The organism is Pseudoalteromonas sp. Scap03 (genome assembly GCF_013393115.1).
Taxonomy (GTDB): Bacteria; Pseudomonadota; Gammaproteobacteria; order Enterobacterales; family Alteromonadaceae; genus Pseudoalteromonas.
Genome location: NZ_VDEU01000001.1, coordinates 573,829 through 589,659 on the forward strand (window position 1 = coordinate 573,829; position 15,831 = coordinate 589,659).

General features: G+C 41.2%; 16 protein-coding genes. 5 read left to right on the forward strand and 11 right to left on the reverse strand.

Translation table 11 applies throughout. From position 1 onward, the window contains the following. Window positions 1–11: 11 nt before the first annotated feature. From FHG08_RS02595 to FHG08_RS02605, 3 genes are read right to left on the reverse strand one after another with little or no spacing between them, the layout of a single operon-like run. The gene (locus FHG08_RS02595; RefSeq protein ID WP_178956716.1) at window positions 12–1,064 is read right to left on the reverse strand and encodes an efflux RND transporter periplasmic adaptor subunit; all 1,053 of its coding nucleotides are present in this window, start codon (window positions 1,062–1,064) and stop codon (window positions 12–14) included. Then, window positions 1,054–4,329: an efflux RND transporter permease subunit gene (locus FHG08_RS02600; protein ID WP_178956717.1), complete on the reverse strand. Its 3,276-nt coding sequence runs from the start codon at window positions 4,327–4,329 to the stop codon at window positions 1,054–1,056. The genes FHG08_RS02595 and FHG08_RS02600 overlap by 11 nt, the downstream gene beginning before the upstream one ends. Before the next feature lie 5 nt (window positions 4,330–4,334). Further along, window positions 4,335–4,637 carry a metalloregulator ArsR/SmtB family transcription factor gene (locus FHG08_RS02605; protein WP_010392476.1) on the reverse strand — a complete coding sequence of 101 codons (303 nt, stop codon included), beginning with the start codon at window positions 4,635–4,637 and terminating at the stop codon, window positions 4,335–4,337. Between the two features lie 129 nt (window positions 4,638–4,766). On the opposite strand from FHG08_RS02605, the gene FHG08_RS02610 reads away from it, so the two are divergent. From FHG08_RS02610 to FHG08_RS02620, 3 genes are all read left to right on the forward strand, one after another. Then, window positions 4,767–4,955 carry a DUF2892 domain-containing protein gene (locus FHG08_RS02610; RefSeq protein ID WP_010392474.1) on the forward strand — a complete coding sequence of 63 codons (189 nt, stop codon included), beginning with the start codon at window positions 4,767–4,769 and terminating at the stop codon, window positions 4,953–4,955. 5 nt (window positions 4,956–4,960) lie between these two features. Beyond that, window positions 4,961–5,305 (forward strand): rhodanese-like domain-containing protein, encoded by a 345-nt coding sequence (locus FHG08_RS02615; RefSeq protein WP_138608299.1) that lies wholly within the window; start codon window positions 4,961–4,963, stop codon window positions 5,303–5,305. Window positions 5,306–5,372: 67 nt separating this feature from the next. Then, the gene (locus FHG08_RS02620) at window positions 5,373–7,154 is read left to right on the forward strand and encodes an alkaline phosphatase (RefSeq protein ID WP_178956718.1); all 1,782 of its coding nucleotides are present in this window, start codon (window positions 5,373–5,375) and stop codon (window positions 7,152–7,154) included. A gap of 91 nt (window positions 7,155–7,245) precedes the next feature. Here the strand turns inward: FHG08_RS02620 and FHG08_RS02625 are convergent, their stop codons facing one another. The 4 genes from FHG08_RS02625 to FHG08_RS02640 form a co-directional block, all read right to left on the reverse strand. After that, window positions 7,246–7,788, reverse strand: a complete 543-nt coding sequence (locus FHG08_RS02625; protein ID WP_178956719.1) for a PH domain-containing protein — start codon at window positions 7,786–7,788, stop codon at window positions 7,246–7,248. Window positions 7,789–7,865: 77 nt separating this feature from the next. Next, complete coding sequence (locus FHG08_RS02630) at window positions 7,866–8,483, reverse strand: LysE family translocator (RefSeq protein ID WP_178956720.1); 618 nt, start codon at window positions 8,481–8,483, stop codon at window positions 7,866–7,868. A gap of 9 nt (window positions 8,484–8,492) precedes the next feature. After that, the gene (locus tag FHG08_RS02635) at window positions 8,493–8,675 is read right to left on the reverse strand and encodes a hypothetical protein (RefSeq protein ID WP_178956721.1); all 183 of its coding nucleotides are present in this window, start codon (window positions 8,673–8,675) and stop codon (window positions 8,493–8,495) included. 14 nt (window positions 8,676–8,689) lie between these two features. Continuing rightward, window positions 8,690–9,088 (reverse strand): DUF3224 domain-containing protein, encoded by a 399-nt coding sequence (locus tag FHG08_RS02640; protein WP_178956722.1) that lies wholly within the window; start codon window positions 9,086–9,088, stop codon window positions 8,690–8,692. 87 nt (window positions 9,089–9,175) lie between these two features. Here FHG08_RS02640 and FHG08_RS02645 point away from each other — a divergent pair, with 87 nt between their 5' ends. Then, complete coding sequence (locus FHG08_RS02645) at window positions 9,176–10,954, forward strand: ABC transporter transmembrane domain-containing protein (protein WP_178956723.1); 1,779 nt, start codon at window positions 9,176–9,178, stop codon at window positions 10,952–10,954. A 14-nt stretch (window positions 10,955–10,968) separates the two neighbouring features. Here the strand turns inward: FHG08_RS02645 and FHG08_RS02650 are convergent, their stop codons facing one another. Both FHG08_RS02650 and FHG08_RS02655 read right to left on the reverse strand, forming a co-directional pair. After that, window positions 10,969–11,502, reverse strand: coding sequence for a hypothetical protein (locus tag FHG08_RS02650; RefSeq protein WP_256729580.1), 534 nt, complete (start codon window positions 11,500–11,502; stop codon window positions 10,969–10,971). A gap of 217 nt (window positions 11,503–11,719) precedes the next feature. Continuing rightward, a complete protein-coding gene (locus tag FHG08_RS02655; protein WP_010392457.1) occupies window positions 11,720–12,352 on the reverse strand; it encodes an OmpA family protein in 633 nt (210 codons plus the stop codon). A gap of 184 nt (window positions 12,353–12,536) precedes the next feature. Here FHG08_RS02655 and chrA point away from each other — a divergent pair, with 184 nt between their 5' ends. Further along, complete coding sequence (chrA, locus tag FHG08_RS02660) at window positions 12,537–13,688, forward strand: chromate efflux transporter (protein ID WP_178956724.1); 1,152 nt, start codon at window positions 12,537–12,539, stop codon at window positions 13,686–13,688. Here chrA and FHG08_RS02665 read toward each other — a convergent pair. After that, a complete protein-coding gene (locus FHG08_RS02665) occupies window positions 13,648–14,907 on the reverse strand; it encodes a mechanosensitive ion channel family protein (protein WP_178956725.1) in 1,260 nt (419 codons plus the stop codon). The two genes, chrA and FHG08_RS02665, sit on opposite strands and share 41 nt — an antisense overlap. Beyond that, a complete protein-coding gene (locus tag FHG08_RS02670; protein ID WP_178956726.1) occupies window positions 14,904–15,824 on the reverse strand; it encodes an acetyltransferase in 921 nt (306 codons plus the stop codon). Before FHG08_RS02670 ends, FHG08_RS02665 begins: the two co-directional genes overlap by 4 nt. Between the last annotated feature and the right edge of the window lie 7 nt (window positions 15,825–15,831).

Genomic DNA, 15,831 nt, shown 5'->3' on the forward strand with positions numbered 1-15,831 from the left:
TGAGTTATTGGTTAATAATCCACTGCTATTTTATCGCCAGCTTTAAGGCCCGTAATAACATGTTGCTGATTATCAAACTGCTCACCTAAGCGTACAAAGCGACGCTCAATTTTGTCAGCGCTAATGACATACATCATACTGAGCTGTCCAAAATCATGTATCCAACGAGGATCTACCAGTACACCTTGGGTGCTTTTAAACGGTAAATGCAATTGTGCATATAACCCAGGGATCATCCCAGGCTGTGGTTCAATTTCTAGTCGTATAAGTAAGCTACGTGCAGCGTTATCAACAACAGGTATAATTTCACTGATATTGGCAGCTGTTGTCATATCGAGCGAAGGCAAACTCACGTTTAAACGATCGCCTAATTTAAGCTTTACTGCTTGTTGCTCTCGTACATTAAAAGCAAGTTGAAGTTGTTTTGGATTATAAAGCGTTAACAACGGTATACCAGGTGTGGCTGTATCGCCTGGTTCGGCTAAACGCTCAACAACTACACCCGAGATTGGGGCTTTAATTTGCGTGTAATTAAGTGATACCTGTGCCTGGGTTTGCTGCTGTTTTGCTCCAGCTAAGTTGGCAGTTAAGTTATCAAATTTTGCTTTAGCATCATCAAATTCACTCACTGGTACTAACCCTTTTGCCTGTAAGTCAGTTACTCTAATAAGTTGCTTTTTAGCTTGGTTTAATGAGGCTTGCACCGCATTAATATTTGCCTCACTTTGTGCCAGCATCGCTTTAAAGTCATCTTGCTTTAGGGTGATCAATAAGTCACCTTGACTAACCTTATCACCGGCGCGCACTTTAAATTGCCTTACTTGTGCCATTACATTTGACGAAATTTGGGTGTTTTGTTTCGCAATTACACTCCCTGGTACATACTCTGTTCGCGAAATAGTTTGCAGCTCAACAGTGACCACCTCACCTTGATATTGAGTAACTGGAATCTCTTTTAACCCTGCAGATTGTTTATCACTAAAGCTACCGGCCATGTATAGCACAGCTACAATAACCACAACCAATGCACTGATTGCGCCTAAAACTTTTGATTTACCCTGCATGTGCTTCTTCCTCTGGGTTTGTAAACACTAAATAATAAACAAGCGGTACAACAAATAACGAAAACACGGTAGACGCCACGATGCCAAAAATAATTGCTATGGCTAATCCGCTAAATACTGGGTCAAGTGTGATCACTAAGTTACCTAATAAAGTAGTTCCGGCGGTTAACAATACTGGGCGCATTCGTACTGACCCTGCAGCAATAAGTGCCTCTTTTATTGCCATCCCCTGAGCGCGTGCTTGGTTAATAAATTCAACTAAAATAAGTGAGTTACGAACGACAATACCTGCTAAGGCAATCATGCCTATCATCGCAGTCGCGGTAAATAATACCGGCTCAGGAGCCCCCGCTATGGTGCGTTCACCAAATTGATTGAGTAACCAAAACCCAGGCATAATACCAATCACAGTTAATGGAATAGCCGACATGATAATCAGCGATAAACTCGCCGACTGTGTTTGTACCCGTAAAATAATAAATATAGCACTGAGCGCAAAGGCAAAAGCAATGCCCATATCCCTGAACACATCAATAGTGATACGCCACTCACCTTCACCACTAAAGTTAACATCAGTTCCTTGCGGTAATTGCCATGGCGCGGTTCCACCATTATTAAAAAAGTGCCGTGTTAACCACGCCTTTTTTTCAAATCCTTCATTGCGTGCGTTCAAATCGGCATTTACATCCGCAATAACCTCTGCAGGCGTGCGTCCATTTAGTTCGGCCATCACATAAATAACGTCACGCTGATCTTTACGCATTAGTGTGTCGGCCACGTTTAATGGTTTAAACTCTCCCAGCTCTGAAAGCGACACTAAAGGTCTGGGGGCACTTGTTATACCTAACTCATTACTGGTTTTAGCTAAGTCCCTATCCCCTCTTACTTGCAGTGTAAGTAATTGTGAAAGCTGATTACGCTCGCTATAAGGCAATTGTAATTGTATTGGAACTGGCTGAGTTTCACCGCTTACGTACAACACTCCAACCTGTTGCCCCTGCGAAGCAATACTGAGTGTTTGTGCAATATTTTGGGTAGCAATAGCACTGAGCGCAGCCTTGGTTTTATCCGTAATAAAGCGCTGTAATGGGGCTGGGGCAACTAAAGATGTGTCAACCTCAACAACATGAGGCTCTTGGCGTAAACGTGCTGCAACATGTTGAGCAGCCTGCCTATGGGTATGCTTATCAACAAAGGGATCACGATACACTTCAGCGACTAAAGTGCTCAACACCGGTGGCCCAGGTGGTACCTCAACCACTTTAATAACAATGCCATTTTTTGCTAAAGGAGCAAGTTGTTCGCGTAACCGCATAACCACCCCATGCGATTGATGATCTCGTGCTGATTTATCCACCAGCAATACTCTGAGCTCTGCTAAGTTAGCAGCTTCACGGCGATAATAACCACGCACCATGCCATTAAAATCCATGCTGGAGGGCTGCCCAATATATGCGGCTATTTCACTTACTTCATTTAACTGCCACGTGAGGGTTTGAATTTGCTTAGTAAAAGCAGCTGTGCTCTCTAGATTAGTACCCTCTGGCATATCTATAAGTACTTGCAGCTCATTTTTGTTATCAAAGGGCAGGAGTTTTAATGGTACCAAGCGCATCACGGGTAACATGGCACTGATAATAAACAATCCTAATGTTATCCATAGCACCCATTTAGCTCGCACTTTTGAGGCAAGTAATGGACTGAGTAATCGTTGGTATAAACCCGCTTTAGGCTCAAGCTCAGGTTGTTCTAGGGTGTTTGGTTTAAGCAATTTCATTGCCAACCATGGGGTGACAAAAAAGGCTACCAAAGTAGATACCATGACACTAATGGGCACGTTGAACGCCATAGGTGCCATGTATGGCCCCATCATGCCGGTAATAAACGCCAGTGGAATAAACGCCACCATTATAGTGAGTGTCGACATAAGCAAGGCATTTCGAATTTCGCTCATTGCGCCAACAACATGCTGTTTTTTATCGCCTTTGTTATTTATAAAGCGACTAATATTATCAATACCCGTGATTGGGTCGTCTACCAGTAAGCCTAATGATAAAATAAGCGCAAATAAGGTCACCCGGTTAATGGTGTAACCAAATGCAAAATCTAATGAGAGTGTAATGCCATAACAAATAGGAACCGCCAGCCCAACCACTACGGCAGGGCGCCAACCTAAAAACACGCCAACAAATATCACCACAGTAAACACTGCAAACACTAAACTTGATGTGAGGTTATTTACTTTTTCATTCGCAGTTTGGCCATAATCTCTGAGTACTGTATAGCTAACTTCTGGTGGTAATAAGGTATTTGTAAGTTCATTCATCATGGTATGAACATCATTTGCAACAGCAACCGCATTAGTCCCTGTTTGCTTGGCTACGCTTAAAGTAACCATAGGCAACTGCTGCTGATCAGTAGATTGCGCTAACCATTGGTAATGCTCAGTTTCACCAGGGCCATCGCTTACTGTTGCAATGTCCATCAAGTAAACACTTTTACCATTAACCACATTAACAACTAATTGCTCTACCGCTGATTGTGTTCTTAGTACATCACCTGCCTGAATAGCAATTTGCTGCTGATTATCAACCACATTTCCCACTTGGGTGAGTTGGTTTGATACATTTAATGCGTAAAAAACATCGTTTACCGTGGTTTGATGGGCAGCCAGTGCGCTGGCATTTAAATTGATGGTAAGAGTACGTGTACGCCCCGAAATTACTTTAACTTCACTGGTATGCTCAATGCGTTGTAAACTATTAGCAATTTCGTTAGCAAAACGGGTTAGTTCATAATCACCATAGAGTTGCGGGTCTTTACTGTAGAGACCTAACATCACAATAGGCACGTCATCTACTTCTATTGGGCGAATTTGCCAACTTTTGATCACCGATGCCATTGTATGCTGATAACTATTTAGTTTTGCGTAGGTATCTAAAATAGCTTGTTCGCGGTTGTGCCCTACTTCAAAACGCAGCGTAACCACTGTACTGTTAGTTTGTGTGGTTGAGTAAATATGCTCAACTCCCACCAACTGGGCCAGTAACTTTTCGAGCGGTTGAGTTACTAACCTAGCGACTTCAGGCGCCTCAACGTTAGGTGCAGATACATAAATATCGAGCATGGGCACAGTAATTTGTGGCTCTTCTTCTCGAGGTGTCTGATTTAGTGCAAATACCCCAAGTAACAAAGACATCACAAAAATAATAATCGGAATGCGACCACTTAAACTACTTTTTACCGCATTGTCTATTAAGCTCATCGCACTTAGCCCTTACAAAATAACCCATACAAGGTACCAAGCAGAACGACTGCATTTTCATCAATGACACGATAATAAATTGTTTGGCTCTCGCGGCGCGTAGCTACAATATTTGCTTTACGCAGCGCTGCTAAATGCTGTGATAACGCAGACTGCGCTAATGGCACGGCTTCATTAAGCTGAGACACGCTCATCTCGGAGTCTTGCAAAGAACATAAAATCATTAAGCGATTTTTATTGGCTAAAATTTTTAATAGCTGCTCAGCTTGTTCTACATTGCCGGCCATGGCAGTAAAGTCAATATTCATACTATGCTCTTATTCTAAAATAGAGCCTGAGTATAAGACGTTAGGTTAGAAAAGTCTAACATTAGATTTTACTAATATAGATATATCTAATATAGTAGCTGTACTGAATTAAATAACTGGCCTACTATAATGAAACTAAACAATGCACTCAGACTAATCGCTGGCATAATGATTATTGTGTCGCTTTTATTGCAAACTTATCACGATCCTAAGTGGATTTACTTTACAGCTTTTATCGCAGTAAATTTAATTCAATCAGCTTTTACTAGCTGGTGCCCAATGATCACTTTATTACGCAAACTTGGCTTTAAGGAATAAACACCATGCTTACACCCATTCCCGATTTACTAAAAATAATTACTCCTAATCAGCGCCGTATTGATGCCGAACAAGCAAAGAAAGAACTTGAGCAAAATAAAGGCTTACTGATTGATGTGCGTGAACCCGCTGAACATGCCACCAAAGCAGCTACTGGCGCAATTAACATTCCACGCGGGTTACTTGAAATGAAACTTATGGAAATAGAAAAAGACGCAGCCCGTCCTATTTATTTACATTGCGCTAGTGGCGCGCGTGCAACATTAAGTGCTGAGGCACTGACTCGAGTAGGTTACAGAAATGTGACAGTTATCACCTGTGATGCAACGAAAGTGTTGAATACATTCTAATTTTTTTAACAAAAAAGTAACCTTAATGTGGTACGATTTGCTTTTTATACTTTATAGGTACAAAGCAATGACGCTTACACGAAGAACTTTTTTAAAAGCCTCGGCAGCAGGATTTGGGGTCGCAGTCTTATCGTTAGGGTTAACGGGTTGTCGGTTTGATGATGAAGATGATAATTTTATTGACGTTAGCTTTAACCATGGCGTCGCTAGTGGCGATCCACTAGCAGATAGCTTAATTTTATGGACTCGCGTTACACCAAAAGATCCAGCAACCAGCCGTATTAAAGTGCAATGGCAGGCTGCGACAGATGAAAATTTCACCTCTATTAGTCACGATGGTGAAGCCTATATAAGTGCAGCCACAGACTTTACTCTCAAAATTGACTTACAAGGCCTTGATCCCAACACAACGTATTACTACCGCTTTAAATCAAATGGTAAAACCTCTCCTATTGGCTCAGGTAAAACATTACCAACAGGCAATATTGATCAAGTAAAGCTGGCAGTTGTGTCGTGCGCTAATTACCCTGCTGGCTTTTTTCATGTTTATGGTGAAATAGCAAAGCAACCTGACTTAGATGCGGTACTCCATTTAGGCGATTACATATACGAATATGGAAATAATGGCTACGCTACTGAAGACGCAACTAGCTTAGGTCGCTTACTACCTGAAGATAACAGCAATGAAATTATTAGCTTAACTGACTATCGTAAACGCTATGCCCACTACCGCACCGATAGCAATTTACAAGCAGCTCACAGCAATTGCGCCTTTATAACAGTATGGGACGACCATGAGGTTACTAATGATACTTGGCGTGAAGGTGCAGAAAACCATAATGACGGTGAAGGTGAATTTAGCGCGCGTAAACTACATGCCCTACAAGCCTACTTTGAATGGATGCCTATACGTAATGTAGCCGATAAAGAACGTATTTATCGCCGTTTTGAATTTGGTAATTTAATGTCGCTATACATGCTAGATACCCGTGTGCTCGCTCGTGATGAACAACTCAACTATGCTGATTTTGATTTAACTAGCGCACAAGGGCAAAGCGATTTTGTTAGTGCTGTTAGTTCGCCCACACGCGCATTACTGGGTAGTGAACAACTAACCTGGCTCACCGATGGTATGACAACCTCAAACTCAAAATGGCAAGTACTTGGCCAACAAGTGTTAATGACCAAGATGCACCTGCCGTTTGAAGTACTACAGCTTTTAGTGAGCCTACAAGTAAGCCAAGCAAATGGTGCTGACACTGGCGCCCTGCTTGCTCAAGCATCAGCATTATTTGCTGAGCTGGCACAAATTAAAGGCCGTATTCTAGCTGGTGATCCAACAGTAACTGATGCAGAGCGTGCGCGTGTTGATACCACCGCACCTTACAATTTAGATGCCTGGGACGGCTACGCCTATGAGCGTGAGGTACTGCTTGGTACAGCTATTGCTGCACAAAAAAACTTAGTGGTGTTAGCCGGCGATACTCACAATGGTTGGGCTGGGCAATTAAAAACTGATGCGAGCAATCCAATAGCCGCATCACAAAATGCGGGAGTTGAGTTTGCCACCTCTTCAGTGTCTTCGCCAGGTCTTGAAAAATACTTAGCACTAAATACACAGGGCCCTGAAGTTACAGTTCAAATGGAGCAAGTTCTTGCTTTACTTGTAAACGACTTGGCTTATAGCAATTTGGCTGAGCGAGGTTATCTAACAGTTACCTTCACTCAAGAACAAGCAAGCGCTAAGTGGAATTATGTAAGCAGCATAAAAACAACCTCTTACGAAATGCAAACCGAGCGCAGCAAAGAATTACGTATGCTAGCAGGTCAGCCTGAAATACAAGGGTAAATTACTCTAAACACGAGAAAACCAATCTAAGGCTCATAACTTCCTTAGATTGGTTTAATAAAAATAACCTATTTTCAAAGAGAGCTGTTGGTTACTTTTTCTCATCCAATAAAGTAACTAACATTTGCTCGATATTTTTTACACTGTAGGTCAATGAGCGAATCAGTTCGACTTGGCTTGGTGGCTCGTCTTGTTTTGCTTGAACGGGTTGTTCTGCAGTGAGGTTATCTTTTTGCGTTAAAATGGCTTCACGAAATTCACTGGCATCAACTACCCCAAGTAACGATACCAACGCACCATGTCCCGACTGTCCTGCTGTTTCAAAACTTAAACGGTATAAGCCAAACATGCGCATTAGCGGCCCCTGACTCAACCCGACATCAGTGATTTTTTCTAGTGGAATCGATTTTTCTTCTTTAAATAAAATACCGCGTTTAACCACTAGCTTGCGCTCTAGTAAATCGGCCGACATAGCGGCTAATACTCTACTTGCGACTAGCCACACTAAAAGTAATACAACGGGTAAAAGTATAATAGTTACAACTGGAAAAAGGCTAAATATTGCAGCTAAGCACATCCAGTACTGTTTTACCTTGTTATCAAAAGTGGCACTTTTTAAAGTTATATTAGACATAGTTTTATTACTTTTAAATTATAGTATTTTTAAGTTACATTAATTATAAGTTGTACACAATTCAACCACCTTGATAGTTACAATCCAATAACCACTTTAATTGCCAGCGCAATAAATACCGCACCTAACAGCCTATCTAACCATATATTTTGTTTAGTAAAACCAAAGCGCTTTTTAGACACCTCAGTGAGTAAGGCTACCAATAAATACCAGCCGGTATCTATCACGAAAACCGTTAAGCACATAACAACGCCAATACTTAGAGTAAGATTCTCTGGGTCAATAAATTGTGAAAATAATGCCAGAAAGAAAATTGCTAGCTTAGGGTTTAAAAATGCAATGGCAAAGCCATCTTGTAACGCCTTAGAACTGCTCACGTCGCTTTGCTGAATATGTAGCTCGCTGTCGCTGGGTTTTGAAAATAGTATTTTCAAACCTAAATACGCTAAATAGGCTGCCCCTAAATACACTAAAAATTGGTACACAGTAGGAAATTGCAACATCAATGCACCTAATCCCAACAGTGAAGCTGCGGCATATAAGCCCACTCCAAAACCATGGCTTAATGCTGCCAGCATGCCATTTTTCATGCCACCGCTTAAGCTATGTTTTAATACCACAGCTAAACTGGGCCCAGGCGACATTGCCCCCATCATGCACACCAGTGCTAAGCTCAACCATAATGATAACGCCATTAGTAACCCTTATATTTCTTCATTTTCAATTAGTAATGCATAACCATGCACCTGCCCATAAAAGCCTGTCAATGGCACTGCGTTTATTACTTTCCAACCGTCTTGGCTTAATTCCTGTATGCGATCATTTAGTGCGACTATATCTACCCCACCCAAAAAACGGGACTTTCTGAATTCGATTACTTTTTGCATTACAAATACCTGCTTTATAGGCTGTATTCAAAATCGTAATGATGAATACCTTGCTCAATCCGTATTTTCATACTGCCAGTTAGTCCTGCTAGCTCATCAGTGCCTGAGTCGGGCACCACTTTTAAAATTAAGCTGTCTTGGCCTTTGTCCATCAGCCCAAAATGCTGCAGTACAAAACTGCCTTTCTTGCCCTCAAGCTCGCCTATCACTTGCTCTATTGCAACATAACCAGCGCTGCCTTGGGTGGGAGTCATGGCGCTAAGCATTTCGCCTTGGCTAGTTGCCGTTAAGCTACCAGTAAATTGTTTATCAATCGACATCCGACCTAAATTAACGCCTTCCTGCCCATGTGCATACCCTTCTATAGGCGCTAATGTCACGGTAAACTCGCCTGTTATCTGTTTAGTTGTCATAATTTTCCCTGTTGATGATTTTTAATACTATTGATTTTTAATCTATTGATGCCATATCTATACCTTAATCATCAATAAGAATCTACTATGCCTACAGACAAGCCTGCTTCAGATAAAGCCGCCTTTAGCGCTTTATTCCCTATATTCAATTTTATTAAGCCTTATAAATGGGTGGTTTTAGGGGCTCTAGTAGCATTACTTGCCACCGCAGGGGTTAATTTATCGCTAGGCCAAGGCGTTAAGTTTGTGATTGATCATGGCTTTATTGCCGGCTCGCAAGCGCAGTTACAACAAGCTGTTTTGGTATTAATTGGCTTGATCAGTTTATTGGCGGTGGGCACATTCAGCCGATTTTATTTAATGTCGTGGATTGGCGAGCGAGTCAGTAACGATATTAGAAAAGCTGTATTCAATCGTATTGTTACTTTGCATCCGAGTTATTTTGAAGAAAACCGCAGTGGCGAGCTGATGTCGCGACTCACTACCGACACTACCTTATTACAATCTATTATCGGCTCATCATTTTCTATGGCGCTGCGAAGCGCGCTAATGTTAGTCGGTGGTTTAATTATGCTACTTGTTACTAATTTAAAGCTTACCTTAGTCGTCGTGGCCTGCGTCCCTTTAGTACTGGTGCCTATGTTGGTTTTTGGTAAAAAGGTACGCAAACTTGCAAGTTCTAGCCAAGATGCGATTGCAGATATCAGCACCTATGCTGGTGAGATCATTCAAAACATAAAAGTTGTACAGAGTTATAGCCATGAACAGCAAGAGCAATTTGCTTTTGCTAATGAAACTGAAAAGGCCTTTAACGTTGCCAAAAGCCGCATTAAACAACGTTCGTTTTTAATTGCAGCAGTTATTTTTCTTACCTTTAGCGCTATTAGTGCCATGCTCTGGGTAGGCGGTAGTGATGTGCTCGCAGGCACTATGACGGGCGGTGAACTTGGCGCGTTTGTATTTTATGCCATTATGGTGGCCATGTCGGTTGCCACCGTCGCAGAGGTTTACGGTGAATTACAACGCGCCGCAGGAGCAGCAGCAAGGTTACTCGAGCTACTTGCGGTTGAAAGTAAAATACAAAATCCCGAAATTCCACAAGATAATCAGTTGCATACAACTACCAGTAACAGTGCAATTTCACTTGAAGGTATTAGTTTTAATTACCCTTCTCGCCCAGATGTAAGCGCATTAAATAATATCAGCTTAAATATTGAAACAGCTAAAACTGTGGCTATTGTTGGCCCTTCCGGTGCGGGTAAAACCACCTTGTTTGAACTGTTACAGCGTTTTTATGATCCTGCCAGCGGAACAATTAAATTTCATAATATAAATATTAAACAGTTGTCATTAAACACCTTACGCAACAAAATGGGTATGGTGGCACAAAACCCGATTTTATTTAGTTCTGATGTCATGCATAACATTCGCTATGGCAACCCAAGCGCCAGTGACGAGCAAGTTTATGCAGCCGCTAAACATGCCCATGCTGATGAATTTATAAAACAGTTACCACAAGGCTATAACAGCTTCTTAGGTGAGCAAGGTGTAAGGCTATCGGGTGGGCAAAAGCAACGTATTGTTCTTGCTCGCGCCATTTTAAAAGACCCAGAGATACTGCTACTTGATGAGGCTACCAGCGCGCTTGATGCGCAAAGCGAGCATCATGTTCAGGCTGCACTTGAGCACTTAATGCAAAATAGAACAACGCTGATTATTGCCCATAGACTGGCCACGGTAAAACATGCCGATATGATTGTAGTAATGGAAAATGGCGAAATAAAAGCCACAGGCACTCATCAGCAATTAATGGCAAATAACCCTTTGTATCAAAAACTATGTGAATTACAGTTTAATTTAGATTGATTGCATTTTAGTTGCTACTTCTTTTTAAGCCATTTATTCATTGCGGTATCGTAAGCCTCAGTTAGCTTAGTTTTATCGCACTTTACACCAGCTATGTAACTATCGGGCAAGTCATTTTTTGGCATAACCCCAGCACCAACGGATACTTTCCTAAAACAGCTATCACCTCGTTGATAAGTGGTAAATTGCATATTTTGCTGCTCTATTTTTAATAGTGGCTTTACCTTGCCTGGATGCTCTTTTGAAACTGTAATACGCTTTTTCTGAGGGTCACTCTTTGCAGTATCAGAATAGCCAGTTTGTTGCTGTAAAATACTGTTGAGTCCTTTGTTTAAATCGATCTTTTTATAAGGCTTTAAAATTACAGGCTGAGTATTTTTCGTGGTGGTATTTAGCGGCTTAGTCGTTTTCTCTGTTTTTTTATAATTAATACTTAGTGGTTTTGATTGGGTTGCATTAATAAGCTCAATAGATTTAATCTCTGTATTTTTATTTGTATGAGCGCGTTGTTGAGGGACTTGTTGTGTTGCTTTAATTTTAGCTGGCACACTTACCATATAAGCTTTAATTGCGGTGGTTTTATGTCAGGTGCTTTTAATGTGGCAACAAAAAGCAAAACTAATCCGTGTAAACATATTGATAAAATAATTGCCGTGCGCCACGCTGCCATAAATATGTCCTTATCGAAGAACTATTTGTGACAGCTAACGCAGGCAAAAGTGCCATTAAAATATACAAAACCACGCATTTGCGCGGTTTTAGCTATTAACCTTGTGTATTAGGCACTATTTGAATTTCGACGCGGCGGTTTTGCGCGCGACCATTCGCGGTATCGTTAGTGGCAATTGGGCGTGATTCACCAAAGCCGCTAGTGCTTACTCGTGCAGCCATAATTTGTTGGTTTACCAAGTAATTTTTTACACTTTGTGCTCGCTGCTCTGAAAGAGTCATGTTGTAACTATCTTTGCCCGTGCTGTCGGTGTGACCTTCGACACTTAAGTAGGTTTTTTCGTATTTATTCATTACACTTGCTATCGCATTTAGAGTGTCATGAAAGCCCGATGAAATATAAGATTGATCAGTCGCAAACGTAATATTAGATGGCATCACTAAGCGTAAGTTATCACCTTCACGTACCACTTCAACTCCCGAACCTGCTAGTTCATCACGAAAAGCAGCCTCTTGTTTATCCATGTAATCACCTACAGCTGCACCCGCTAGCGCACCAATAGCTGCACCAATAAAAATACGTTTATCTTTGTGGTTACCTGTAGCTTTACCTAAAATTCCCCCTGCTGCAGCACCAATAGCGGCGCCTTTACCCGTGTTATTCATTTCACAGCCAGAAAGTAATACGGCAACGACAGTGACACTTAAAAGTGATTTGGTTAACATCATGGTAATTTCCTATTCATTTAGAATTTATTATTGCAATTATGCAAACATTTTTATGAACCAAAAATGAAGAGTAACGTAAAACACGTATTATTACTTACTTCATACGGACTAATGATAGCGCTTCATAAAAATGTCATACTTATTTGTGACACTTTAATGATTTATCAAAAAGGCGATGGCCACTATGTTAATTGCGATTTTTAGGCAGTTTTTTTTTCTTGGCTGCATGAGTTTTGGCGGCCCTGCCGCCCATTTAGGTTACTTTAAACATCACTTTGTTGATTCGCTGCGCTGGTTAAGTATCAGTCGCTATTCACAGCTAATAAGCCTCAGTCAAGCTCTGCCTGGCCCTGGCTCTAGTCAGGTTAGCTTTGCAATTGGAGTAGAGCGTGCAGGTGTACTCGGTGGCATCACCGCATTTATTGGTTTTACCTTGCCTTCTTTTTTAATAATGACACTGCTTGCTATTAGTGCTCACCAATTTGACGCCGTTTATTTTGCTGTGATCACCGGATTGAAGCTCTTTGCTGTAGTGATTGTTGCCGATGCGACCCTTAGTATGGCCAAAAGCTTTTGCAGCAACCTAATCCTTAAGCTAATTGCAGTTATAAGCACCCTAGCTCTTGTTCTACTGCCGATGTTAGGTACACAAATTATTATTTTACTGATTGCGGCCGCAGTCGGCGCTATCTGGCCACTCTTAAAATTAAGTGATTTATCACAGCAAACTAGCAGTGATCAGGGGAAAGTTAACTGGGTTGCACTTAGTTTATTTGCGCTACTGCTTGGAGTTAGCTTTATTCCAATAGGGCAAGAATTTGCGTTATTTGCGCCTTTTTACCAAGCTGGTGCTATGGTATTTGGTGGCGGGCATGTTGTGTTGCCAGTACTTCAAGCGGGTGTGCCAACGTTAAGTGATGATCAATTTTTAACGGCTTACGCCAGTGCTCAGGCTATACCTGGGCCTATGTTTACAATAGCCACCTACTTAGGCGCGCAGCTAAATACCGAGCAGCCAATAATGGGCGCAATCATAGCTACATTATTGATATTTACCCCAGGGTTTTTACTGATGTTGGCATTTCAGAAAAGCTGGATTAATTTAGCCAGTAAGCCCCGCTTTGCCAGCTCAATTGCCGCGCTTAATGCCGCCGTAGTTGGTTTTTTAGCTGCAGCATTGTATTCGCCCATTTGGACTTCAGCTATTAATAGTGTGTGGCATATTGCATTAGTGATTGCTGCATTTACGTGGCTACGTATGAAAAAGCCACCTATTTGGTGGCTATTATTGCTCTTTATTGGTGTTGGCCTTGGACAGCATTATTGGGCACTTTAATACTAGGTTTGCCCGCCATATTCACCCCGTCAGCTGGGCTTAACTGCCCACTGACACTTTGATAAGCGCGCAGTCCAAACACCGGTAATACGGCCAGTAAATGATCCATAATTTCAGCTTGTAAATGCTCGTACGATATCCAACGTTTGTCTTCACTAAAGCAGTAAAACTCAATCGGTAGGCCATGGTTAAGCGGTTGAAGTTCACGCACCATAAGTGTGAGCGAGGTATTGATTTTACTGTGTTGCTTTAAGTAACCCTCTGCATAGCGACGAAATAGCCCTAAGTTCGACACCGGATCGGGAAGTGTGCCTAGTCGAATATATTCTTGCAGTGGTATTGCCGCTTCTATTTGCGCTTTAAAATCATCATCAACTAAAAAGATGCTGTTCATATCAATGTTTAAAGAACGTTTAATACGTCGCCCACCAGATTCTTGCATACCGCGCCAATTTTTAAATGAACCGGCCACCAGCATATAAGTGGGTATAGTCGTTATGGTGTTGTCCCAGTTTCGCACTTTTACAGTATTAAGTCCTAAATCAATTACTTCGCCATCGGCGCCGTAGTTATCTACTTGGATCCAGTCCCCATAGGTCACTAAACGATTAGCGGCAATTTGAATGCTGGCGACAAAACCTAATATGGTGTCTTTAAATACTAATAAAGTAACAGCGGCGATCGCACCAAAACCAGAAAGAATATAAGTCGGCGATTTTTCAAGCACAATACTAACAATTAATATTGAACACACAATAAAGGTGATCAGCTTCACTACTTGAATTAGCCCTTGAATAGGCACTTCGCGGGCAAAATCTAATTGGTTATAAATAGCGCCAGCAATACTCACTATACTGCTAATAATAAAACCTATATAAATAATTAATAATGCTTGGCCAATGGTTTTAAGGATCTCTTGGGCAATTGCATTAACGGGGTAAACACTGTCAAATGTGGCTAAAAAAAGTACACAACATAACAAGCAGGCAATTCGTTTATTGAGCTTGGTCAACATCGGTGACAATGAACCAATACGCTCAGGCGAGAGTTTAGTCACCACCTTTTGAATACCCGGTAACATTAAGCGACGCGTAAATAAGTAAACAAATAATAAAGAAAGGATGCCAATGGATGAGGCCGTGATCGCACTGAGAAAAAAAGCATCGGGGACTTTTTCAAACCAAGGAGTAATTAGCTCCTGTAGGTGTGTTTTGGTCATGGTATTTCAATTTCCTTACTGGGAGTTAATTCAGTACTAGCTTGCTGAATATGAATAGCGCTTAATTGCTTATCTTTTTTTGTCCATAAATTATTTAAATATTGCTGAAACTCGGCTCTAAATGCGTGATCTGTTTGGTAACTGCCAATCATCTGTGTATTTATTGGCATCACCTCAATTGTAATATTAATAGACTCTAGTTCGCCTTTTAAAATATTACGACACACATGATCTGACTTACCGCTATACACTAAACTAGTGTTAAGCATAGCGTCAAATTGCTCGTTTAAAACTTCTAAGGCAAAAGCAGTTCCACCAGCCTTAGGCTTTAATAAATGCTGAAAAGGGCTTTGTTGATGCTTATGCTTTTGCGCAGTAAAACGTGTACCTTCTACAAAATTAACTATGGTTGTAGGATGATGACGAAAGTTACGGCAACTGCGCTTAGTGCGCTCGACATCTAAGCCTTTTAAATTGGGGTTTTTTGCCAATTGCGCTTTGCTCACCCGTTTCATAAAGGGCATACCCATTGCCCACGCACCAGTGCCTATAAATGGCACATACTTAAGCTCATCTTTTAAAAAAAACTTAGGAGCTGGTAATGCATTTAATGAGCTTAATACCGCAATATCAAGCCAGCTAATATGATTACTGATTAGCAAATACCAACTATTGGCATTCACCTCCCCACTAATATTAACTTTAATATCATTACAGCCTAGCCATAGCCCTAAGCGGTTACCTTTACACCACCCCTTGTACGCACCGTGTAATAATTTACTTACTACGGGTATGGGCAAAACCAATTTAACTAACCCTAGGATAAGTACTAATGCGCCAAATATTATTAAATTAGCGAATAAAACACAGCCAACAATTAAGCCATTTAACCAATTAGGTAACCATTTTTTTAGCATAACTGTT

Excerpts from the sequence above, each read along its gene's own strand:
- FHG08_RS02595 (WP_178956716.1), bottom strand. The coding sequence starts at position 1,064 with ATGCAGGGTAAATCAAAAGTTTTAGGCGCAATCAGTGCATTGGTTGTG.
- FHG08_RS02600 (WP_178956717.1), bottom strand. The coding sequence starts at position 4,329 with ATGAGCTTAATAGACAATGCGGTAAAAAGTAGTTTAAGTGGTCGCATT.
- FHG08_RS02605 (WP_010392476.1), bottom strand. The coding sequence starts at position 4,637 with ATGAATATTGACTTTACTGCCATGGCCGGCAATGTAGAACAAGCTGAG.
- FHG08_RS02610 (WP_010392474.1), top strand. The coding sequence starts at position 4,767 with ATGAAACTAAACAATGCACTCAGACTAATCGCTGGCATAATGATTATT.
- FHG08_RS02615 (WP_138608299.1), top strand. The coding sequence starts at position 4,961 with ATGCTTACACCCATTCCCGATTTACTAAAAATAATTACTCCTAATCAG.
- FHG08_RS02620 (WP_178956718.1), top strand. The coding sequence starts at position 5,373 with ATGACGCTTACACGAAGAACTTTTTTAAAAGCCTCGGCAGCAGGATTT.
- FHG08_RS02625 (WP_178956719.1), bottom strand. The coding sequence starts at position 7,788 with ATGTCTAATATAACTTTAAAAAGTGCCACTTTTGATAACAAGGTAAAA.
- FHG08_RS02630 (WP_178956720.1), bottom strand. The coding sequence starts at position 8,483 with ATGGCGTTATCATTATGGTTGAGCTTAGCACTGGTGTGCATGATGGGG.
- FHG08_RS02635 (WP_178956721.1), bottom strand. The coding sequence starts at position 8,675 with ATGCAAAAAGTAATCGAATTCAGAAAGTCCCGTTTTTTGGGTGGGGTA.
- FHG08_RS02640 (WP_178956722.1), bottom strand. The coding sequence starts at position 9,088 with ATGACAACTAAACAGATAACAGGCGAGTTTACCGTGACATTAGCGCCT.
- FHG08_RS02645 (WP_178956723.1), top strand. The coding sequence starts at position 9,176 with ATGCCTACAGACAAGCCTGCTTCAGATAAAGCCGCCTTTAGCGCTTTA.
- FHG08_RS02655 (WP_010392457.1), bottom strand. The coding sequence starts at position 12,352 with ATGATGTTAACCAAATCACTTTTAAGTGTCACTGTCGTTGCCGTATTA.
- chrA (WP_178956724.1), top strand. The coding sequence starts at position 12,537 with ATGTTAATTGCGATTTTTAGGCAGTTTTTTTTTCTTGGCTGCATGAGT.
- FHG08_RS02665 (WP_178956725.1), bottom strand. The coding sequence starts at position 14,907 with ATGACCAAAACACACCTACAGGAGCTAATTACTCCTTGGTTTGAAAAA.
- FHG08_RS02670 (WP_178956726.1), bottom strand. The coding sequence starts at position 15,824 with ATGCTAAAAAAATGGTTACCTAATTGGTTAAATGGCTTAATTGTTGGC.